Source organism: Streptomyces sp. NPDC012935 (genome assembly GCF_042900345.1).
GTDB lineage: Bacteria > Actinomycetota > Actinomycetes > Streptomycetales > Streptomycetaceae > Streptomyces.
This window is the reverse complement of the sequence record NZ_JBIBBC010000026.1, coordinates 42,355-64,319: the sequence shown is the minus strand read 5'-3', so window position 1 is coordinate 64,319 and position 21,965 is coordinate 42,355. Positions and strand designations below refer to the sequence as shown.

Sequence of the window (21,965 nt, the reverse complement as noted above, 5' to 3'; positions counted from 1 at the left end):
CGGCCGCCGAGGGTCAGCTGGTCCACGTGGTCGTACTCGTCGTCCAGCACCCGGACCCGGTGGGCGGGGCCGGACGCGCCCGTCCTGTGCCGGAGTTCGTCCTCCGCGCCCGACTCGTGCAGGCGCCGGGCCAGGGCAAGCAGCCGCTCCCGTTGCGCCTCGGGCAGGCGAAGTCGCGGCTCTCGGCCCAGGACGGCCTGCACCATCGCCGGTGAGCCGTCGTCGACCGCCCGGAACAGCGGAGTCGTGCCGTCCGGCAGCACCCGGTCGGGATCCGCGCCGCCTTCGACCAGTGCCTGCGCGACGCCGGCGTCGAAGGCGGTGAGCGCAAGGCACAGCACCGGCAGCCCGTCATCCGCGACCGTGTCCGGGGCGGCTTTCGACTCCAGCAGGGCCCTTACGGCCTCTGCGTCCCCGCGTCGCACCCCCGCGACGAGCTCCGTACCGTCCAAGTCTCGCTGTCCCCCCGCCTCGTAACCGGCCGCCCGCCTGTCCTGCCGTCCGATCAGCAGGCAAGACCGGCCCAGGCGAGGGTAGTTCCGCCGTTCCCGGGCCGCGACCAGATTTGCGCCGCGCCCCCACGACCCATCACCCCACCGGCGCGGCACTCGACTGCCGGCTACATCAGGGACTCGAAGTACGCCTTCTGCGCCGGGTAGTACTGCTCGAATTCCGGCTGGGGCCCGCCCGTGCGGGCGGCGGTGAGCATGTCCAGGTAGTACTCCCAGCCCGGGCCGGTCTCACCGAGCTGCTCGGTGGAGCTGAGGTGGTGGATCAGACGGAGCTCGGTGGTTTCGTCGGCCTCTGCCAGGACAAGCTCCAGGGACCAGGAGCCGACGGCGTCATCCGTCACGACGGCGAGTCGGTGCGGTGGTTCGCAGGCTTCGATCCGCATCGGATACCAGGGTGCCGACTCCTCGAACACCAACTGCACCTCGACTGTCCGGCCCGGTCCCGCCTCGCCGCGCCAGGGGCCGAACCAGCGGGCGGTGCGGTCCGGTTCGGTGACACTCGCCCAGACGTCGTCGACCGGGGCGCGGTAGGTGCGGGTGATGATCAGGTCGTACCCCGTCGGGGTGGGTACGAGCTGCCCGGTGGGTTCGGGGTTCATGCCGTGTCCTCCTGGTGCGCGGTTCGCGGGGTGCCGGCGGGGGTCGAACGGGTGCGGTCCCTGCGCGTCCGGTGGACCTCGGTCTCCAGCGCCGCGAGACGCTGCGACCAGTCGGGGCGCCGGGTGTCGAACTGGGCGAGCCAGGCGGCGAGAGGCCCCAGCCGGGAGGGGTTGAGCGAATAGCGCCGATGACGCCCGGCCTGCTCGTCCCGGACGAGGCCGCTCTCGCGCAGCACACGCAGATGGCGGCTCACCGCCGGCCGGCTGATGGAGAACCCGGCGGCGATGTCGCCCGCTGTCAGTGGAGCGTGTCGCAACATGACCAGGATCTCCCGTCGCACGGGATCGGCGATCGCGTCGGCCACGTCCGTCAGTTCGTCCACGGATAAAGCGTAACCCATCGGTTACGCATCAACAGGGGGCGGCAGGGCCGGGGGCACGGGTGATCATGCCGGGGATGCCGGCGCGACCGGTCGACGGCCCTTGGACGAAACGCGGACCTGCGAGGTGCGCAGGGGGCCCAACCTCGGATATGCGTCAACGGTGGGGCAGGCGCAAGCTGGACGTGTGCCCGCTTCGTCCGTCAGCGCCAGGTGTGGGGAGAACTCGGATGACTTCGATGGCGAACCTGCCGGCGGTGGTCTCGCGCGAGGAGTGGGTCGCCGCCCGCAGGGAGCTGTTGGCCAAGGAGAAGGAGCTCACGCGGGCCCGCGACCGGGTCAACGCCGAGCGGCGGCGGCTGCCGATGGTGCGCGTCGACAAGCCGTACACCTTCGAGGGGCCGGACGGGCAGGTCGGTCTGCTCGACCTGTTCGAGGGGCGGCCCCAGCTCGTCATGCACCACTTCATGTGGACGTACGACATCGACGCGGACGGCACCGAGCACCCCCGCGACACGGGCTGCTCGAGCTGTTCCTCCGCGGCCGACCAGATCCCCGCCAGGTTGCGGCAGCTGCACGTCCGCAACACGACGCTGGCCGCGGTGAGCCGGGCGCCGTACGCGAAGCTCGCCGCGTACCGGGCGCGGATGGGGTGGACGTTCCCCTGGTATTCCTCGGCCGGCAGCGACTTCAACTACGACTTCCACTCCACCGTCGACGAGCGGGTCGCACCGGTGGAGGTCGACCAGCGCACCGAGGCCGAGCTGGCCGAGGCCGGAACGCCGTGGTCAAAGGACATGCGCGGCGACTACCCGGGCATCAGCGCGTTTCTGCGCGCCGGGGACGACGTCTTCCACACCTACTCCACGTTCGGCCGCGGCATCGAGGAGTTCCACAACGGCTACCCGCACCTGGACCTCACCGCCCTCGGCCGCCAGGAGGTGTGGGAGGAGCCGAAGGGCCGCGCGGAACCTCTCGGAATGCAGGTCGGCGGGCCCGGTTTGCGGCTGCCCGACGAATACGACACCTGACGACGACGCGACATGCCGACCGCCGCCCGACGGTCCTGCCGTCAGGTGTGTGCGGGGTTACCGTCTGCGGCATGGACGGTGATCGTCGAGGGTGGCTCGCGTGTGTGCTGAGCGGGGCGGTGTTCGCCGTGTGCATGGCCGGCACGACGCTGCCGACTCCGCTGTACGGCCACTACCAGGAGAAGTTCGGGTTCTCCGAGCTGACGGTCACCGTCGTCTACGCCGTGTACGCCTTCGGAGTCATCGGTGTGCTGCTGCTTGCGGGCAATGTCTCGGACGCCGTGGGCAGGCGTCCGGTGATCTTGTGGGGACTCGGGTTCGCTGCCGCGAGTGCCGTGTGCTTCCTGTGCGCCACGGGGCTGGGCTGGCTCTACGCGGGGCGGCTGCTCTCGGGGCTGTCCGCCGGTCTGCTCACCGGAGCCGCGACGGCATACGTGATGGAGCTTGCACCGCAAGGCGGCGCCTCCCGGGCCACGTTGGTCGCGACCGCCGCCAACATGGGCGGGCTGGGCTGCGGTCCGCTGCTCGCGGGAGTGCTGGCGCAGTACGCTCCGTGGCCGCTCTACCTGCCGTTCGTCGTGCACCTCGCGCTCGTGGCATGCGCGCTCGCCGTGCTGGCGTGGCTCCCGGAGACGGTCCGGGAGCGGCGGTCACTGCGTACCGTGCGGCCGCAACGGCCCGGCCTGCCCGCGCAGGTGCGGGCGGTGTTCGGGCCGGCGGCGATCGCCTCGTTCGTGGGTTTCGCGCTGTTCGGCGTGTTCACGTCGGTCAGTCCGGCGTTCCTGGCCGAGTCCCTCGACGAACGCAATCACGCGGTGAGCGGGCTGGTCGTGGCGCTGGCCTTCTTCGCCTCGACCGCCGGGCAACTGGCCGTCGGCCCGGTCGGGGTGGGGCGATCGCTGCCGCTGGGCTGCGCCGTGCTTCTGGGCGGGCTGGCGCTGCTCGCGGGCGCTCTGTGGTGGGACCTGCTGTGGCTGGTCGTGCTGAGCGCGATCGTCGGCGGAATCGGGCAGGGGCTGTCGTTCCGCGGGGCACTGTCCGCGATCGCCGCGGCGTCTCCGGCGGAGCAGCGCGCGGCGGTGATCTCGACGCTGTTCGTGGTGGCCTATACGGGCATCTCCGTTCCGGTGATCGGTGTGGGAGTCCTGGCGGAACCGATGGGGTTGGAGGGCGCGGGCCTGGTGTTCATCGCCTGCATGACCGTCCTGGTCTCGAGCGCGGCCGCCTATCTGCTGCGGCGGCCGGTACCCGTCGGGGCCTGAGCCCGTGCGGGCACGGGCCCCGCGCAGGTCCGCGCCCGTCTGCGGCAGCTACACGCCTTCTTCGGACGGCAGGGAAGCGAGCCAGTCGGTCAGCAGTGCGTTGGTCTCCTTGGGGCGTTCCTGCTGGATCCAGTGGCCGCAGCCGTCGAGGATCTGTGAGGAGCGCAGGCCCGGCAGAGTCGCGGGGAAGGCTTTGATCGCGTCGGCCAGCCATGTGGTCGACGCGTCCAGCGCACCGCCGAGGAACAGCGCGGGCTGGGTGATGGCGGCGCCGGTGCGGTCGGCCAGATCGGCCCAGTCGCGATCCATGTTCCGGTAGCGGTTCAGGGCGCCGGTCATGCCGGTGCGTTCGAACTCTCCCGCGTAGACGTCCAGGTCCGACTCGTCGAGCCAGGCGGGCAGTCGGCCGGCGGGGAACCTGTCCCGCAGCGTGCCGCCAGGGCCGACGAAGTGCGGGTCCGGGGCGTCGGCGCCCGGCAGCGTGTCGGCGGACAGGGCGGCGTAGTAGCCCGCGAGCCAGCCCCGGACGTCCGGCTCGATCTCGGCCTCGGCCCGGCCGGGCTGCTGGAAGTAGGAGACGTAGAACTCGTCCGGGCCGCCCATCTGCGCGAAGACCTCGCTCGGCTTCGGACCGCCGGGCGGGGTGTAGGGCACGCTCAGCAGCCCGACCGCGCGGAACACGTCGGGCCGCAGCAGCGTGGAGGTCGCGGCGATGGTCGCACCCCAGTCGTGCCCCACGATCACCGCGGACCGCTCACCGAGGGCCTCCACGACAGCGGCGTTGTCCTCCACCAGCTCCAGCATCCGGTACGAGTCCACCGCCTCCGGCCTGGAGGAGCGGCCGTAGCCACGCACGTCCATGGCGACCGCGCGGTATCCGGCCGCGGCCAGCGCCGGCAACTGGTGGCGCCACGAGTACCAGGACTCCGGGAAGCCGTGCACGAGGAGGACCAGCGGGCCCGTCCCCGCTTCCGCGAGGTGGAGTCTTCCGGCGGGAGCGGGTACCAGGCGGTGGGTGACGTCCGTTGTCCGGGCGGGGTGCGACATGAGTCCTCCGGAACTCCGATCGGTGGGCGCCGGGCATCCCGGCTTCGGGGGCGGGCGCGAGGTTCCGCGCGTCGTCCCGTCATCGTGGGTGCGCACGCCGCGGCGTGGCGAACCTCGTTGCCGGTTCGGCAACATCGGTGCTCCGGCATCCGGTGCAGGGTGTGTGGCGTTGCCGGCGGCCCGCTCAGTCGCGTCCCCGGTCCGTCCGTGCCGACAGACCCCGGCGCAGACACTCGGCCAGCCGGGTGGCGATGGTGCCGCCGGGGTCGAGGCGAGGGTTGAAGATCGTGACGTCGAGTCCTACGGCTCGCGGGTCACCCAGTGCCGTACGCAGCACGCTCTCCAGCTCTAGCCAGGTCAGCCCGTCGGGAAGCCGGTAGTCGACGGCCGGCATGATCGCGTCGTCCAGGACGTCGACGTCGAGGTGGACCCAGAACCCGGCGCTCGGGCCGGCCGTGAGCCGGTCGACGGCGCCGCGCGCTGCCGCGGCGGCACCGGCCGCGCGCACGGCGTCGAGGTCGATAGCGTGCAGCTCGGGTGGAAGCGGCTGCATGCCGGCCTGGGCCGATTCGTCGGCGTCGCGGAAACCGAGGGCCACGACGTCCTCGTCGCGGACCAGAGGGCCGCGGCCTTCGAGGTCGGTGAGCAGCCGGGGGCCGCGGCCGGTGGCCAGGGCGAGGTCCATCGAGGCCGCTTCACCGTACGGCTCGGCCGAGGGCTGGTAGAAGTCGGTGTGGCCGTCGAGGAACAGCAGACCGTGGCGTCCGCGGCGGCGCAGGGCGAGGAGGTTCCCGAGCAGGATGCTGCAGTCTCCGCCGAGGACGACGGGGAAACGGCCGCTGTCGAGGGCGGCTGCGACGGCGTCGGCGAGCCGGGCGGAGTACTCCGCAATGGCCTGGGGGTTGAGGACTCCGGTGCCGGGGTCCCGAGCCGGGTCGTAGGCCGGGGGTTCGACGCGGCCGGACCGTACCGCAACGAGACCGTCCGGCAGGCCGGCGTCGAGCAGGGCGGTCGGCAGTTCCTGAACTCCGGACGGCCGCAGGCCGAGGACGGACGGTGCCTCGATGATCGCGAGCTCCTGCATGACCGACCCTTCCCGTCACTGCCTTCCGTCGCCCTCCCCCACTCCATCTGTGCCACATCCGGTGGACGGCCACCACTGGTGGCCCGCCGGTGCGGGCAGGGCCCGAGCTCGTGCGCGTCGGGTTCATAGCAGGCATTGCAGAGCGCGGCTGCCGCCTGGCCGAAACTCGCCCCAGTGCGACCGGAGTTGGCCGTGGTGATACGGAATTCAACGGCTACCGGCGGTAAAGGCTTGCTTTACACATCCTTCACACGTACACCTTGCTCCACAACTAGCCAGAACTCTCGGGGGGAGTTGGCTTATGGAAGGCACGGTTGACGGGTTCCGCTATGGTGCCGTCACCCCGGTGGCGGCCTATCTGATGGCCTGCCTGGGCGGGGCGTTAGGACTGCGGTGCATCGTCCGGTCCCTGCTCAACGAACAGTCCTGGAAGCCCGGTTGGCTGGCACTCGGCGCCGCGTCGATCGGCTGCGGCATCTGGACCATGCACTTCATCGCCATGATCGGCTTCGAGGTCGAGGAGACCCGGATCCGCTACGACGCCCCTCTCACCGTCCTCAGCCTCGCCGTGGCGATCGTGGTGGTCGGCATCGGCGTGTTCATCGTGGGCTACCTGGGCGCAAGCAGCGGCACACTGGCAGGCGCGGGCGTCGTCACCGGACTCGGCGTGGCGGCCATGCACTATCTGGGCATGGCGGCACTGCGCCTCGACGGCAGCATCCGGTACGACACGTTCACGGTGGGACTCTCCGTCCTGATCGCGGTGGTCGCCGCCACCGCCGCTCTGTGGGCGGCCGTCACCATCCGCGGCTTCCTGACCAGTCTCGGCGCCAGCCTGGTCATGGGCGTGGCCGTGTCCGGGATGCACTACACCGGCATGGCGGCCGTCAGCGTCCATCTGCACGGCACGACCGGCGCGTCATGGGCGGGCGACTCGTCCTCCTCTCTGCTGCTTCCCATGCTCCTGGGACCGATCGTCTTCCTCATCCTGGCCGGCGTGGTGGTGATGTTCGACCCGCTGCTGGTCCTCGGCGAGGGCGAGTGCAGCCGCCCCGGCACAGCACGCCAGTCCCGCACGGCCCAGCGGACCGGCACCCGGCAACAGCCCGACCGCGAACCCGGGTTCAGGGCTCCTGCCGCACCCCGCAGCCCAAGCGGGAACCGTACGCCCGCAAACGGTGACCCAGGAGCGCGGCGACGCGCCGGGCTCGCGCTCCCCCTCTCGGCCTTCTCCAGGTCATTGTTACGGTGCACCGGTGTCTGACTCCTCACGCGATTCCGTCGAAGGCGCCGGCTGGGGCGCCCCCGAACTCGGCACGTACAAGCGGCTGATGCCGTCCAAGGTCGAGAAGATCTCCTGGCTCAATCCCAAGATGCTGTGGGCCGCCCGCAACGGCGTGCTGGCGTCCTGGTTCGGGGACCCCACGGGCCGTACCCGCAGCCGCTGGGTGGCGCAGCGGACGGCCGCGGGCGCGTCCGCCGACAAGGTGATCCGGCGCGACGACCCGGACCGCTTCTCGTTCCTGGTCATCGGCGACACCGGCGAGGGCGACGATCCCCAGTACGCCGTCGTTCCCGGCTTTCTGAAGGCGGGTCAGGACACCAGCTTCGCGGTCCTCGCCAGCGACGTGATCTATCCGGTCGGCAGTGCCGACGACTACGGCACCAAGTTCTTCCGGCCGTACCAGGACTACCAGGCACCGATATACGCGATACCGGGCAACCACGACTGGTACGAGGACCTCGGCGCGTTCATGCGCGTCTTCTGCGACGACGCCCCGCCCCTCGCGCCGGAGCCCGCACCGCGTCCGCTGAGCCGGGCCCGGCTGAGGTCGCTGCTGTGGCACCGCCCGCGCAGGAACGACGGCCGACGTCTCGCGGAAGCACGTAAGTTGAGGTCGGGACAGGCGCAACAGGCCGTGCAGCCGGGGCCGTACTGGGCGATCGATGCCGGGCCGGTGCGGATCATCGGCATCGACACCGGGCTCCTCGGGACCATCGACGCCGAACAGGGCGCGTGGCTGCGCGAGGTGTCGAAGGATCCCCGCCCGAAGATCCTCATCACCGGCTCGCCGCTGTACGTGGACGGCGAACACCACCCCTGCACGATCGAGGGCGGCGGGACCGTCGACGAGATCGTCCGTGACCCGGCCCACCGCTATGTCGCGGCGATCGGCGGGGACATCCACAACTACCAGCGCTACCCGGTCCGGGTGGACGGCCGCACGATCCAGTACGTGGTCGCGGGCGGCGGCGGTGCGTTCATGCACGCCACCCACACCATCAAGCGTGTCGACATCGCCGACGTCACCGAGAAGGAGTTCCGCTGCTACCCGCTGCGCGGCGACTCGCTGGCCTTCTACAGCAAGCTCTACGGCCGCAGGCTGCACCTGCGTCGCTTCTTCACCCTCACCGAGGCGGAGGCGGCGGCCGTCGTCGCCGAGCGCCTGGGCATCCCGCTGACCCGAGCCCAGCAGACGACGACCCGCATCACCTGGCGCACCCGCCTGGTCGCCAGTCTGCTCGGCGCCGGACGCCGCCCCGGCCGCTTCCGCCTCCCCGTGCGCAAGATCTACACGCAGCTGTTCTCACCGAGCTCGGCGACCTACAGCCCGCCGTTCTTCAAGTGCTTCCTGCGCCTGGACGTCACGCCGGAGACGGTCCGCCTGCGCTGCTACGCCGCGACCGGCAACCGCGCGCAGGAGGTCGACCCGCCGGTCGAGGACGAGGTGACGATCCCCTTGCACTGATCGCGGAAGATGCACTGATCGAAGATGCACTGATCGCGGGCGGCGGGAACACCGCGGGCGTTGATCGAGTTGGCAGTGCCATACGCCATTGAAGGTTCAATGATGGAGGGGCTCATGCCGTCGACCTCACGCCCGCTGCGCAAGCTGGGCTTCCTCACCATCGGGCTCTTCGACGAGGCGGATCCGCGCCGGGGCCACGAGTCCACGTTGGAGATCATCGAACTGGGCGAACAACTCGGCTTCGACAGCGCGTGGCTCCGCCACCGTCATCTCCAGTACGGCATCTCCTCCCCCGTCGCCGTCCTGGCGGCGGCCTCGCAGCGCACCAGCCGCATCGAACTCGGCACCGCGGTCATCCCGCTCGGCTGGGAGAACCCCCTGCGGCTGGCGGAGGACCTGGCCACGGTCGACCTCCTGTCCGGCGGCCGCCTCAACCCCGGTGTGAGCGTGGGCCCGCCGATGCACTACGACCGGGTCAAGGAGGCCCTCTACCCGGACACGGCCGACGCCGAGGACTTCGGGTACGAGCGGGTGCGACGGCTGCTGGACCTCGTGCGCGGCGAGCCGGCCACGGACTTCAGCGGGGCCGAGGGGTTTGAATTGTTCTCGGACCGCGTCCAGCCGCACTCCCCCGGCCTCGGCGGCCGTATGTGGTACGGCGGCGGCAGCCTGAGTTCCGCCCGGTGGGCCGGGGAGCACGGGATGAACTTCCTGACCAGCAGCGTCGTCAAGGCGGAGGGACCCGAGGACACGGCGGGCGCTCCGGACTTCGCGCAGATCCAGCTCTCCCACATCCGCGCCTTCCGTTCCCGCCATCCCGACGGCGCGAACGCCCGCGTCTCCCAGGGGCTCGTCGTCATCCCCACCGACTCCGCCACGCCGAAGCAGCGAGCGAAGTACGAGGAGTACGTCGCCGAGCGCACCCCGCGGACCACGTCACCGCAGGGTCCGGCCCGGCTGTTGTTCGCGCCGGACCTGGTCGGCAGTTCGGAGGAGATCGCGGAACGCCTCCACGCCCACGCCGCATTCCGCGAGGTGGACGAGGTGGCGTTCGCACTGCCCTTCACCTTCGAGCACGAGGACTATGTGCAGATCCTCACCGACCTCGCCGACCGGCTCGGGCCGGCGCTCGGGTGGCGCCCGGGACGATGACCCGGTCGAGCAGGTGCAGCGGAGCGGGCCGGATCCCGGCGGCCTCGGCCGCGTCCCAGTGGGCGAGTGCGCGGGGCAGGTCGACAAGACCGTGGGTCAACGGCAGATCGCCACGGGCCCGGCCGGAAGCACTGAGCTGGGAGTGGAGCAGTGACTCCAGTCGGCACGAGGCCATGGTTGCCGCAATCCCGGGCCGCAGGGCGAAGCCCGCGCTCGCCACGGCCGGCAGGTCCTGGCTGAGCCGGGTCCGAGTGGAGTCGAGGGCCAGCAGGCCGCCACCGACGACCAGCACATCCTGCTCACGGCTCATCCGGTCCAGTGCCCTTCCGGTGTCGAAGCAGTGCGGGAAGGAGTCGTCGACCACGATCGTGCCGGGCCGGAGCCGGTCGACGTCCAGCAGGGTCGACGCCCCGCTGACGGCGGTGACGATCACGTCGGCCTCGTAGACCTTCGCAGGCAGCGTCAGTCCCGACTCCACGACCTCCACCGGCATCGAGGCAGGCGGATACTCGGACGCCAGGTCCGCTGCCAGCCGTTCGAGCCGCGGGGTGCTGCCGGGCAGGTCGCACAGCAGCAGCCGGGCCGGTGGCCGGGATGACGTCGCGAGCAGCAGCCGTAGGGAGGACGTGCCGATCGAACCGCATCCGACGACGGCGAGCGAGAGATCGTCGAGGCGACGGTCCGTCGCCTCGAGCGCGCGGTGGACGGTCTTGACCACGGCGACGGCCGTCGACGCGTGTCCGGTCGTGATCTCCGCGCCGGTCGTGGCCTCCCGCAGCACGTCGTAGCCGTAGCCGGTGCACGACGGGATCATGCCCGCGAGCGAGACGCAGCGGGCGCCGAGTGAGGCGGCGTGCTCGACGGCGCGGGCGGTGCGGGCCGCCAGGTCGCCGGCCGGGGCCAGTTCGTCGGCGAAGAGAGGGAGGGCGACGAAGCCGGAGTTCCCCAGCGGGGTGCCGGTCTCCTCCAGCAGGCGGGCGCGGCCGTCCGGGAAGAGAAGGGCCCGGATCTCCTCGCGTCCGAGGCCGGGGCTGTCGTACGGCAGGCCCGCGAGGGCGGCGAGGTGGTGGGGCGCGGGCAGATAACCGACGAGCGCGGCGTCGAGGCGGGGGCGCCGACGGCGGCCCTCGCGGGCGGGGGCGGGACCGGTGTCGCTCAGCGCCTCCCCTATCTGCTTCCGCATCTCCTGTGCGAATCGGCTGACTTCGCCGGGCGTGAGGGCCGCCGCCGGGGCTCGCACAGTGATGCGCAGGCCTTCACCTTCCGCCAACGGCCGCACGGCGAGGAACAGATCGGTGCCCACCGGCGGTGGGGCGAGGGAGGTGTCGGACTCGTCGGCGTGCAGGGTCAGTCCTGCGCGGGCCTCCTCGGAGCCGAGAGACGTGAAGTCGAGGAAGGTGAAGAAGAACTGGGCGTGACACGGCAGTCCGGTCGCCGTGCGCACGTCGCTCGGACCGTTGGCCCTGGCCAGGTCCGCCTCCGCGGCGAGTCGCCGCAGGTCTTCGGCGAAGGCCGGCTGGTCGACTCCGGTGCCTTCGCGCAGGACCGGACGCAGTGCCACGGCTTCCGCGAACGGGCCGAACAGCCGGTGCGCGTCCGGCGTGGACTCCTCGCGTCCGGTGACGGCCAAGCCGAGCATCAGGTCGCGCTGTCCGGTGAGTCCGGCGAGGGCGCGGTAGTACGCGGTGAGCAGCGGTGCGTACAGGGTGCGGCGTGCTGTCCGGGCAACTCGGCGCAGCTCCCCGGTCGTGGCGGCGTCCAAGGTGAAACCCGTGGTGTGGAAGGCCGGTTGGGTGTCGGGGGCCTCCTGGGTGGTCGGTCGCCGCAGCACGGGCGGCGTGTAGGGCGCGCCAAGGCGGGTGCGGTACTCCTCGGCGTCGGGGCCGTCCGGTCGCGGGCGGGCGGCGGACAGGGCGACGTGGTCGCGGAAGGTGCTCTCGAGCGGCGGCAGGCCGTGCGGCAGACCGCGGTCGAGGCGGTCGTAGACGGTGCGCAGTTCCCTTGCGAGGAGCGCGGCGCTGAAGCCGTCGCCGATGAGGTGGTGTGCGTGGACGACGAGCACGTGCTCGGCGGGTGCCACAGTGAACAGCCGCAGCCGCAGCAACGGCCAGGCCCAGGGCTCCAGTCGGCGCCCGGCCTCCTCGGCGATCCGCTGCTCCAGCAGGTCGGGGTGCGCGAGGGTCGTCGTCTCCACCGGCAGGCGCAACGAGTCCGGCAGCTCCTGCTGCACCGGCGGACGGGCGCCCGCGGGGAAGACGGTCCGCAGCATCGGATGCCGTGCGACCAGGACGTCGACGGCCTGCTGCAGGACGTCATGCCGCAGCGGCCCGCGCACCCGGAACCGGGCGAGCCAGCCGGAGCCCGCCCCCGGGTCGATGGTCTCGGCGAGCAGGAATCCGCGCTGGGAGGGCGTGAGGGGATAGGGACCGGCGAGCTGCGGGGGCGCTGAGTGCGGCGTCGAATCGGGCGAGGGATCGGGGACGGGAGTGTTGGCTGCGGTATCGAGGGCCGCCGCCAGTGCGCTCAGCGTGCGGTGGGTGTAGACCGTCGTCGGCCTCGGGACCGCGGGGAGTTGCTCGCGCAGGCGGGCGAAGAGTTCCAGCACCATGATGGAGTCACCGCCGAGCTGGAAGAAGTCGTCCTCGCGGGTCACGTCCGGTACGTCCAGCAGAGCCGACCAGATGCGCGCGACGGTGTGCTCGGTAGGAGTGGCGGGCGGGGTTCCGGGCTCCGCACTGTGATCGTCGGCCGGGCGAGAAGCATCCGCGCTCGTCGTCCCCTCGCCGCCCTCGCGTGGCAGCCGGTTGCGGTCGACCTTGCCGGTGCCGGTCAGAGGCATCACGGGAAGCGTGCGGATGCGTCCGGGCAGCATGTACGGCGGCAGGACGCGGGACAGGAAGGCACGCACCTCGCGCGCGTCCGGCTCGGCCGTGCCGGACCGGGGTTCGAGGTACGCCACCAGGCGTCCGTCGAGCAGCAGCACGGCGGCGCGGGCGATGTCCGGGTGGGCGAGCAGCGCGGCCTCGACCTCGCCGAGTTCCACACGGTGGCCGCGGACCTTGACCTGGTCGTCGAGGCGGCCGAGGAACTCCAGCACCCCGTCCGCGGTCCGGCGGACCCGGTCGCCGCTGCGGTACCAGCGGCGACCCTCGCGCTCGACGAAGGCCCGCGCGGTGAGCTGCGGCTCGCCGAGGTATCCGGCTGTCAGACCCGTTCCGGCGATGAGCAGTTCACCGGCCTCGCCGGCGGCGCACGGCCGCCCGTCCTGCGTGACGACGGCCAGTTCGGTCCCGGCGACCGGCCGGCCGATGGGCAGCTGCCGTACGTCGTCGGCCGGCCGGGCGTCGATGACGTGGCAGGTGGCGTTGATGGTCGACTCCGTGGGCCCGTACAGGTTGGAGATCCTGTGCTCCGAACCCCCGAAGCCGTCGAGCAGGTCGAACCAGCGGCGTACGTGTGCCGCGGGCAGTGCCTCGCCGCCGACATGGACCCAGCGCAGTGCCGACAGGTCCGGGGGCGTCCCGTTCTGCCTCGCCCGGGTCTCGGCGGCGGTCAGCAGCCGCTCCCACAGTGTCGGCACCGAACTCCACACCGTGGTCCGGTCGTTGACGATCCGGTCCAGGAGCGCCTCGGGGTCGCGCAGAAGGTCGCGGGTGAGGGTGTGGACGGTGGCGCCGACCAGCAACGGGGCCAGCAACTGGCGTACGGAGGCGTCGAAGCAGACGGACGCCGTCTGCACGAGGCGGTCTCCGGGTCGATAGCCGAAGGTGGCCAGTGACCAGTCGAGGTAGTTGAGCATGGACCGGTGCGTGATCGGAACGGCCTTGGGGCGGCCCGTGGAACCCGACGTGAAGATCACGTAGGCGATGGCGTCCGGGTCGGCGGGCGGCAGCTCGTTCGGCGCCGGCGCGGCCGGGGGCGTTGCGTCCGCGGCCACCGGTGTGATGCCGTCCAGAGCGGCGACGGCTTCCCGCGTCGAGCTGTGGCAGACCACTGCGCCGACCCCGGTGCGTTTCACCTGGTCCCGCAGTCGGGCCACGGGATGGGTGGCGTCCATGGGTACCCAACCGGCGCCCGCCAGCAGGATGCCGACGACGCCGACGACCGTGTCCGGACCCGGCTCGGTGAGCAGGCCGACCAGGTCGCCGGGCCGCACGCCACTGGCTCGCAGCCGGTCCGCGAGGGCGGCGGTGGCGGCGTCGAGTTCGGCGTACGTGAGCGTGGTACGGCCGGTGTCCACCGCGATGGCCCCCGGTGTCGCCCGGAACTGTGCGCGCAGTCGGCCGACGATCCCGGCGTCGGCGGCGGACCTCGGCGCGGGGATCAACTCAACCGCCGCGGAGCGCAGTTCCTCCAGATACTCCCCCGCGAGGCGTTCGACGGTCTCCCGCCGGAAGAGCTGCGCGGGGTGGTTCCAGGAGAGGCGCAGGGTCGCGTCCGATTCCCAGCACAGCAGACCGAGCCTGGTCGCGGCGGAGGCGGTGGCCGCCGCGGTCGGGGTCACCGTGACCGGCCAGTCCTGGCCGTGGCTCACCGGGAAGCGGGCGAAGCTGAACCCGGCCGGGGCGACCGTGCGCGGGGCGGGGCCCGTGGTGGGCAGCAGGGCGGCGATGTCGGGGCTGGCGAGCGTCGCGTGGGACTCCGCCTCGCGCCAGATCCGCTGCAACCGCCGGGCAAGTGCGCTCACGGGTTCGGCGGGATCGACGGCGGCGAACACCGGCAGGGTGTCGGCGAGCGGGCCCACGAGCCGGTCGATCCCGGGCAGGGCCGCCTCGCGGCGGGCACGCGCCACGTTCACGGCGACGGCCCGCTGTCCGCTCCAGCGGGCGAGGCAGCGGCCGTACACGGCGAGGAGCAGATGGAAGAGGGTGACTTCGTTGCGGGCGGCCACCTCGCGCAGGGCCGCTGTGAGGGAGGCGCCGACGGTCGTCTGGTGGTGGGTGAGCGGCGGCGCCGGGAGTGCTTCCGGGTCGCCTTCGTACGGCAGCGCGACGGACGCGGCCATCGCGCCGTGCTCGGCGATGCGGTCACGCCAGTACTCCTGGTCCCGGGTGAAGGCCGGGGACTGACGGTCGGCGGTGACCAGGGCTGCATAGTCAGCGAACTCGGCACGCGGTGCGGTGAGTTCAGGGGAACGGCCGTGGGCGAGGGCGGTGTAGAGCGACCACAGTTCCTCGCACAGGACCTTGAGGCTGAAGCCGTCCGCGGCGCTGTGGTGCACGACCAGCAGAAGGTGGGCGAGGTGCTCGTCCCGGCGGTCCCGGACCAGGACGGCACGCGCCGGATCCTCGGCGGTCAGGTCGAACGGGCGGTTGTACAGCCGCTGTTCGATGCCGGACAGGGACGGCTCGGTCTCGCCCGGCTCGTGCACCTCGTACCAGCGGGGTGCCCGGTCGGTGGGCCCGGCGGGTGCGGTGTACTGACGCGGCGGTGTCCCGTCTCCCGTGATCCGCAGACGCAGCATGGGGTGGCGGGCGGCGAGTCGGCCGAGGGCTCGGCCGAGGAGAGCGGGGTCGAGAGGGCCACGGACGGTCTGGCGTATGTAGCCGTAGGAGGTGATGCCTTCGTACAACTCCTCGGTGGTTAGGAAGGCGCGCTGGAGGGGGGTGAGGGGGTACGGGGTGTCGTCGCGGCCGCTGTTCGCAGTCACGGGCGCGTTTGAGGCCTGCGGGCTCTGTGCGCTGAGGTAGGCGGTCAGTTCGCCGACCGTGCGGTACTCGAAGAGCAGGGTTGCGGGCAGCGGGAGCCCGAGTTCCGTCTCCAGGCGGCGGGCGAGGTCGACAGCGGTCAGCGAGTCCAGTCCGAGGCTCAGGAACGGCTCGGCGTCGCCGATGTCCTGCGGTGCGCGGTGCAAGGCCTCGGCCAGCAGGTTGCGTATCAGGTCGGTGGTGCGGGCCGGGTCGGGCAGGGCGGGGTGGCCGGCCTTCGACGCGCGGGCGGCGGCAGGCGAGCTGCCGGCCGGTGACGGACGCGTGGTGGTCGCCGAGCGGTCCGGAGCCGCGGTCACGGGCGTCTGCGTGAGGCTCACCAGCAAGTGCGCGGCACCGGTCGTGAGGGCCGTCCGCAGGCCCGCGATCGCGGCTCGCGTGGTCATGGGACTCAGTCCGCGGGCTCGCAGCCGCGACTCGGCCGGGGACCCGGCCGCCAGTCCCGCGTCCGCCACCGGCCCGAACCCAACCGCCAGCCAGGGCCTGCCTGTCGCGCGCTCGGCGGCGGCGAAGGCGTCGAGGAAGGCGTTGGCCGCCGCGTAGTCGCCGAGCGCCCCTGCCAGGCCGGGCAGCACCGAGGAGACGGAGGAGAAGGCGACGCACACGGCCGGTTCCTGGCCGTGCCGGCGCAGCGCCTCGGCGAGCAGCGACGTGCCGGTCACCTTCGCGGCGAGCATCTGCTCGATCTCCGCATCGGTCTTGGAGCGGAGGGTGCCGGGGCGAACCGTTCCGGCGGCGTGGAACACCCCGTCCAGTGGGGGCAGCGTGGCGAACAGCGCGTCGACGTCGGCTGCGTGGGCGACGTCCGCCGCGTGGTACCGGGCACGGGCACCCTGGGCACGGAGATCGGCGAGCAGTTCCTCGGGAACGGTCCGGGAGCGGCCGGTCAGGATCAGTTCGCATGCGCCGCGCCCTGCGAGGTCGCGCGCGAAGGCGGAACCGAGCCCTCCGGCTCCTCCCGTGATCAGGTACGTACCGTCCGGCGGCAGGTCCTCACGCGCCGTGGAGGCGTTCGCCACGTGGGTCGGCCTGCGGCTGAGCCTGCGCCCGCGACGCCAGGCGACGGCACCCTCGGCGCCGGGCCCGTGGGCCGAGTACAGCTCACGTTCCAGGGCGTCGACCCGCACGTCGAGCGGGTCGCCGGAGGACAGGTCGACGCTGCGGGCGGCGAGCCCCGGGTGTTCGTCCGGGAGTGCGAGGGCGAAGCCATGCAGGAGTGACTGCGTCGGGCGCGCCGACTCGTGCGGCATGCCGGTGACGTACGCGTCCTCGGTGGCCACCAGGAGGCGGGAGCAGTCGGGGGAAAGCATGTCGAGTGCGTGGCGCAAGGAGGAGATGGCGGGGCCCGGGGTCGGCGGGCGTCCGTCGCCGGTGCCCGACCCTTCTCCCAGCAACACCAGGGTGTCCGCCGAGGTCTCGGTCTCCTCGTGCGCCCCCAGTGCCGTCACTCCACGCTCGATGAGCCGGTCGGCGAGGGCCCGGCCGAGCACCTGGTCGCCGCCGATCAGCCGCACAACGCGAGGGCCCGCCGCAGGCGTGAGCGGTGCGTCCTGCCAGTCGAGGCGCTGCACCACAGCAGATTCCTCGGGCTTGCGCGGCCAGTGGCGGGTGCGTTGGAAGGGGTACGTCGGCACCGGTACCCGAGGACGGTTGCCGGTCCGGGTCGTCCGGTCCAGAGCCGCACGATCCAGGGCAGCCCCGCGCGTCCACAGCCGGCCCGCCGTCTCCAGCAGCGCCCGCGCACCGGAGGGGTCCGCGTCGCGGTCCGGGACGTCGCGGTCCGCGACGGAGGGAAGGCCTGTGGCCGACGCCGAGACGTCCGAGGCACCCTGCGCCCTCGCGACGGCGCGGACGGCCCCGACCAGGGTGTTCCCCGGGCCGAGCTCCACGAAGGTGTCGTACCCCTCCTCCAGAAGCCTCGCCACGGCCGCACCGAAGCGCACCGGCCGGACGGCGTGCGCCTGCCAGTAGGCGGGCGTGAGGTCGGGCCGCCAGTCGCCGGTGACCGTGCTCAGCATCGGTACGGCCGCCGGCTTGACCGTCAGTGTCTTCGCGGTGTCCCCCAGTGGATCGAGGACCGGCCCCAGCAGCGGTGAGTGGAAGGCGTGGGAGACACGGAGCCGGCGTGCGGCCACGCCCCGGCGGTGCAGTTCCGCGAGGGCACGGTCGACGGCTTCCTCGGCGCCCGAGATCACCACCTGATCGGGCCCGTTGACGGCGCCGACGCACAGCGAGCCGCCGGATGCGGCGATGAGCTCGGCGACGGTGTCCTCGCCGCCCCGGACCGCGGCCATGGCCCCGGGGAGGGACCGTTCACCCAGCAGCCGCCCGCGCTCCGCGGCGAACCCCACTGCCTCGTCCAGGGTCAGCGAACCGGCGACGCAAGCCGCCGCGATCTCGCCGACACTGTGCCCGGCCACCGCGTCGGGCGACAGGCCCCACTGCGCCAACTGCCGGGCCAGGCCGACCCCGAACGCGACGAGCAGTGGCTGGGCCACCTCCGTCCTGGCCAACTCCTCGGGATTCATTCCGGGGTCGAGGCACCATTCGGCGAGCGAGCGCCCAAGCACGGGCCCCGTCAGCGAGGAGGCCTCGTCCAAGACGTCCCGGAACACCGCAGACGTTCGGTACAGGGCCCGTCCTTGGCCGGGTCGCTGTGCCCCCTGGCCCGGCAGGAGGAACACCGTCCGAGGGCGGGACCGGGCGAGCGTGAAGTCCGCTGTGCGTGCCGCGTCGAGGCGTTCCGCGAGGTCGCCGTCCGCGACCACGGCGAGACGGTGGGGACCGTCGTCGCGCGCGGTGTTCACGGCGGCGCAGATGTCCGCCTCGTGCCGGTCCGGATTCGCGCGCACGTAGGCGGCCAGATCGGTGGCGGCCGCGCGCAGGGCGTCGGCGCCGCGGGCCGACAGCGTGAGCAGGTTCGGGCCGTCGGCGCAGGTACCCGTGGCGTTGGTCCGCCCGGGGGCCTCCTCCAGAACGGCGTGCGCGTTGGTGCCGCCGAAGCCGAAGGCGTTGACGCCCGCGATCAGGGGCCCTGGAGCGCGCAATTCCCGCTGCTCGGTGGCGAGTTCAAAGCCGGGTGCGGCGCGTTGCAGGTACGGCGCGTGCGGAGTGGTGTTCGGCGAGGGCGGGACCTCACGGTGCTGGAGCGCCAGGACCGTCTTGACCAGGCCCGGCATGCCGGCGGCGTTCAGCAGGTGCCCGATGTTCGCCTTGACCGAGCCGAGCAGGCGGGGCAGCCCGTCCGCGCGGGGCGGGAACGCGTGCCCGAGCGACTGCGCCTCGACGGGATCGCCGACCGGAGTGCCGGTTCCGTGCGCCTCGACGTACGACACCGCTTCGGGGTCGATGCCGCACTCGTCGTATGCCTGCGTGATGACCTCGCGCTGGGTGCGCGGGTTGGGGGCGAGCAGGCTCAGCGACCGGCCGTCGTTGTTGACCGCCGTGCCACGCACGAGGGCGAGGACCGGATCTCCCGCCCGCTGCGCGTCGTCCAGGCGGGCGAGGACGAGGGCCGCTCCGCCTTCTCCGGGCACGATTCCGTCTGCGGTGGCGCCGAAGGGGCGGCTACGGCCCGTAGGGGAGAGCGCACCGGCGCGTTCGAGCAGTCGGTGGCCGGTCGGGGTGAGGGCGAGTTGGACGCCCCCGACGACGGCGATGTCGCACTCGCCGCTCTGGAGGCTGCGCCGGGCCAGGTGGAGTGCCACGAGCGCCGAGGAGCAGGCGGTGTCCACCGCCAGAGCAGGGCCGTCGAGGTCGAGCGCCTGCGAGAGGCGGGCGGCGATCAGGTTGGGCAGGTTGCCGGTGAGTGCACCGGGGTGACCGGCCAGGTCCCCGTCCGTGGCGGCGGCCAGGATCTCGCGGTAGCCGCTGTCACCGACCGCGGCGAACACGCCCACCTTGCGACCGGTCCGCCGCGGCCCGGCACAGCCCGCGCGCTCCAGGGCTTCGTGGGCCAGTTCCAGGAAGACCCGTGCTTGTGGATCGGTGGCACGGGCCTCCTCGTCGTCCATGCCGAAGCAGGCGGCGTCGAAGGCGGCGGGGTCGGGGAGGAACGAGCCGGAGAAGCGGGGAGCGCCAGGGGGCTTCTCCGCCCCCTCGCCGTTCCTGCCACGCGCGCGGTCCTCGTCGTGTCCTCGGCCCTCGCCCTCCCAGCGGTCCTCGGGCACGGCTGTAACCGTGTCACGACCGGACGTGAGCAGCTCCCAGAAGGCCTCGGGCGTGTGCGCGCCGGGGAACCGGCAGGCCATGCCGAGCACCGCCACCGGCCGGTTTCCTGCGCGGGGCCCCTCCGGCCGACTGCTCGGCCTCTCGGCGGCCGGCCGCAACGCCCGCCCGCCGTCTGTGCTCGCCCCCGCCCCGGGATCTGATGATCCGTCATGCCCTGTCGGCAGCGTCAGCACATGCCCAGCCAGTGCGGCCACGGTGTCGTGGTCGCGCAGCACGCGAGGCTCCACCGTGACGCAGAAGGCGTCCTCGATCCCGGCGAGCACGGCCATCGCCTTGAGGGAGGAGCCTCCGAGAGCGAAGAAGCGGTCGTCCCGGCCGATCTCCGCCGGCGAGAGGTCCAGTGTCCGTGCCCAGATCCCCCGGATCACTTCCTCGACGTCGCGTCGCGAGCGCGGCGCAGCACCATCGTGCGGACCGCGCTCCTGGTCCCGGCGCTCGGCCATCGGGGCCTGCCCGGCGTCGCCCACCGGGACCCGGCCGACCCGACCGGCGACGCCTCGCGCCGCCGACAGCCGCGCCTCGACCGGCGCGTAGGCCCCCGCCTCGAACCGCTCGCGCATCACCGCCCGCCGCAGCTTGCCGCTCGTGGTCCGGGGAAACGCCCCCGGCGGCAGCGGCAACACCCGTACGTCGTCGTGGCCCAGCGCCTCCCGGACCCGGACCGCCGCCGCGTCGAGCACGCCAAGGGCCGCGGCCAGGGCGGGCCGTGCCCACTGCACGAACACCACGACCCGGTCGGCGCCGGTGTCCGGATCGGTGGACCCGATCGCCGCCGCCGTCCCGCCGGGCAGTCCCGGGGTGGCGGCGGCCGTCTCCTCCAGGTCCGGGGCATGGAAAGTACGGCCGCCGACGAAGACGACGTCCTTGTGCCGGCCGGTGACACACAGCCGGCCCTCGTTCAGGAAGCCGAGGTCGCCCGTCCGCAGCCAGTCGCCGTCGAACGCGCCCGCGCTCGCCTCGGGCGCCCGGTGATAGCCGCGAGCCAGCTGGGGCCCTCGCACCTCGATGTGACCGATATGCCGGTCGCCGAGCGGCTCGCCGGACTCGTCGGTGACACGCACCTCGCAGTCCGGGACGGGACGGCCCACGTCCATCAGTTCGACGGCGTCCGGGCCGGGTTGCGCGGGAACGGCCCGGCCACGGCTGAGTGCCGCCCGGTCCAGTCGCAGGGGCACGGCGGTCTCGCCGAGCGGGGGCACGGTCACCGCGAGCGTGGCCTCGGCCAGCCCGTACACCGGGAGCATGGCCTCGGCGTCCAGTCCTGCCGTCCCCGCCTTCGCGGTGAACTCCCGCCACACACGCGGGGCGATCGGCTCCGCCCCCACGAGCATCAGGCGTACGGAGCTCAGGTCCAGTCCCGCCCAGGTGCTGTCCGGCACCCGCCGTACCGCCAGCCCCAGCGCGAAGTTCGCCGCCGACAGCAGGGTCGCCCGGTGCCTGACCGCCGCCTCCAGCCAGAGTGCCGGGCGCTTGGCGAAGGTCAGCGGTTCCAGTCGTACCTGCTTCAGGCGCGCCGCCATGGGGACGAGGTGGGTGCCGATCAGGCCCATGTCGTGGAAGTACGGCATCCAGCTCGCCACCACGTCGTCCGGCGCGATCGCCATCGCGGTACGGATCTGCCGGAGGTTCGCGAGCACGGCCTCGTGGGTGAGTTCGACACCCTTCGGGTCGCCGGTGCTGCCGGAGGAGAACTGGAGGAATGCGAGGTCCCGTGGGTCGCGCCGGGGCAGTGAGCGCAACGGGTCGGCCTCGCGCAGCTCACCCAGCCGCAGTGCGCGCACCGGTCCAGGAATCTCGGCGAGCAGCGCTTCGGTGGTCTCGTCCACGACGACGGCGGGCCTGCCGAGGAACTCCCACACCGGCCCCACCCGACGCGCCTCGGGAGCCAGCGGCACCGGCACGAGCCCCGCCGCCAGCGCTCCCCAGAAGCTCGGCTGGAAGTCCTCGCCGTGACCCGCGAGGAGCGGCACGGGCGTGCCGGGCCCCAGTCCCGCCGCACGCAGACCACCTGCCACGCGCAGCGCGTCGTCGCGGAGTTCGGCGAACGTGACTGTGCGTTCGCTGCCGTCTCCGCGGACGTGGACGACGACCTGCCCTGGGGCCTCCTCGGCGGCGTTCAGCAATACGTCGAGGAGCGTGTCGGCGGTACGGCGCCCGGGGGTCGGCATGCGCTTCCTTCCTCATCGCACGGGGCTGGCCCGCGGACGTGC

Annotated in this window: 10 protein-coding genes; 5 read left to right on the top strand and 5 right to left on the bottom strand. The window is 72.6% G+C overall.

Features of this window, described 5'->3' with window-relative positions; translation table 11 throughout:
• Nucleotides 1–619: 619 nt before the first annotated feature.
• Nucleotides 620–1,111: an SRPBCC family protein gene (locus ACFY5C_RS38250; protein WP_389453999.1), complete on the bottom strand. Its 492-nt coding sequence runs from the start codon at nt 1,109–1,111 to the stop codon at nt 620–622.
• Entirely contained in the window at nt 1,108–1,494 is a 387-nt protein-coding gene (locus ACFY5C_RS38245; RefSeq protein ID WP_389453996.1) for a metalloregulator ArsR/SmtB family transcription factor, read from the bottom strand. Before ACFY5C_RS38245 ends, ACFY5C_RS38250 begins: the two co-directional genes overlap by 4 nt.
• A 227-nt stretch (nt 1,495–1,721) precedes the next feature.
• Here ACFY5C_RS38245 and ACFY5C_RS38240 point away from each other — a divergent pair, with 227 nt between their 5' ends.
• Together ACFY5C_RS38240 and ACFY5C_RS38235 are read left to right on the top strand one after the other, a co-directional pair.
• Nucleotides 1,722–2,522 (top strand): DUF899 domain-containing protein, encoded by an 801-nt coding sequence (locus ACFY5C_RS38240; protein WP_389453994.1) that lies wholly within the window; start codon nt 1,722–1,724, stop codon nt 2,520–2,522.
• Nucleotides 2,523–2,593: 71 nt separating this feature from the next.
• Complete coding sequence (locus ACFY5C_RS38235) at nt 2,594–3,784, top strand: MFS transporter (protein ID WP_389453990.1); 1,191 nt, start codon at nt 2,594–2,596, stop codon at nt 3,782–3,784.
• Nucleotides 3,785–3,832: 48 nt separating this feature from the next.
• On the opposite strand, the gene ACFY5C_RS38230 is transcribed toward ACFY5C_RS38235, so the two are convergent.
• Both ACFY5C_RS38230 and ACFY5C_RS38225 read right to left on the bottom strand, forming a co-directional pair.
• A complete protein-coding gene (locus tag ACFY5C_RS38230; protein WP_389453987.1) occupies nt 3,833–4,831 on the bottom strand; it encodes an alpha/beta fold hydrolase in 999 nt (332 codons plus the stop codon).
• A 184-nt stretch (nt 4,832–5,015) separates the two neighbouring features.
• A complete protein-coding gene (locus ACFY5C_RS38225; protein ID WP_389453984.1) occupies nt 5,016–5,915 on the bottom strand; it encodes an arginase family protein in 900 nt (299 codons plus the stop codon).
• 301 nt (nt 5,916–6,216) lie between these two features.
• Between ACFY5C_RS38225 and ACFY5C_RS38220 the strand changes: the two genes are divergently transcribed.
• The 3 genes from ACFY5C_RS38220 to ACFY5C_RS38210 all read left to right on the top strand — a co-directional run bounded on the left by ACFY5C_RS38220 (nt 6,217) and on the right by ACFY5C_RS38210 (nt 9,817).
• Nucleotides 6,217–7,179, top strand: a complete 963-nt coding sequence (locus ACFY5C_RS38220) for an MHYT domain-containing protein (protein WP_389453982.1) — start codon at nt 6,217–6,219, stop codon at nt 7,177–7,179.
• Nucleotides 7,172–8,665: a metallophosphoesterase family protein gene (locus ACFY5C_RS38215; protein WP_389453979.1), complete on the top strand. Its 1,494-nt coding sequence runs from the start codon at nt 7,172–7,174 to the stop codon at nt 8,663–8,665. The genes ACFY5C_RS38220 and ACFY5C_RS38215 overlap by 8 nt, the downstream gene beginning before the upstream one ends.
• Before the next feature lie 114 nt (nt 8,666–8,779).
• The gene (locus ACFY5C_RS38210) at nt 8,780–9,817 is read left to right on the top strand and encodes an LLM class flavin-dependent oxidoreductase (RefSeq protein ID WP_389453976.1); all 1,038 of its coding nucleotides are present in this window, start codon (nt 8,780–8,782) and stop codon (nt 9,815–9,817) included.
• Here the strand turns inward: ACFY5C_RS38210 and ACFY5C_RS38205 are convergent.
• Entirely contained in the window at nt 9,762–21,923 is a 12,162-nt protein-coding gene (locus tag ACFY5C_RS38205) for an amino acid adenylation domain-containing protein (protein WP_389453974.1), read from the bottom strand. The genes ACFY5C_RS38210 and ACFY5C_RS38205 overlap by 56 nt on opposite strands.
• Between the last annotated feature and the right edge of the window lie 42 nt (nt 21,924–21,965).

Excerpts from the sequence above, each read along its gene's own strand:
- ACFY5C_RS38250 (WP_389453999.1), bottom strand. The coding sequence starts at position 1,111 with ATGAACCCCGAACCCACCGGGCAGCTCGTACCCACCCCGACGGGGTAC.
- ACFY5C_RS38240 (WP_389453994.1), top strand. The coding sequence starts at position 1,722 with ATGACTTCGATGGCGAACCTGCCGGCGGTGGTCTCGCGCGAGGAGTGG.
- ACFY5C_RS38235 (WP_389453990.1), top strand. The coding sequence starts at position 2,594 with ATGGACGGTGATCGTCGAGGGTGGCTCGCGTGTGTGCTGAGCGGGGCG.
- ACFY5C_RS38230 (WP_389453987.1), bottom strand. The coding sequence starts at position 4,831 with ATGTCGCACCCCGCCCGGACAACGGACGTCACCCACCGCCTGGTACCC.
- ACFY5C_RS38225 (WP_389453984.1), bottom strand. The coding sequence starts at position 5,915 with ATGCAGGAGCTCGCGATCATCGAGGCACCGTCCGTCCTCGGCCTGCGG.
- ACFY5C_RS38220 (WP_389453982.1), top strand. The coding sequence starts at position 6,217 with ATGGAAGGCACGGTTGACGGGTTCCGCTATGGTGCCGTCACCCCGGTG.
- ACFY5C_RS38210 (WP_389453976.1), top strand. The coding sequence starts at position 8,780 with ATGCCGTCGACCTCACGCCCGCTGCGCAAGCTGGGCTTCCTCACCATC.
- ACFY5C_RS38205 (WP_389453974.1), bottom strand. The coding sequence starts at position 21,923 with ATGCCGACCCCCGGGCGCCGTACCGCCGACACGCTCCTCGACGTATTG.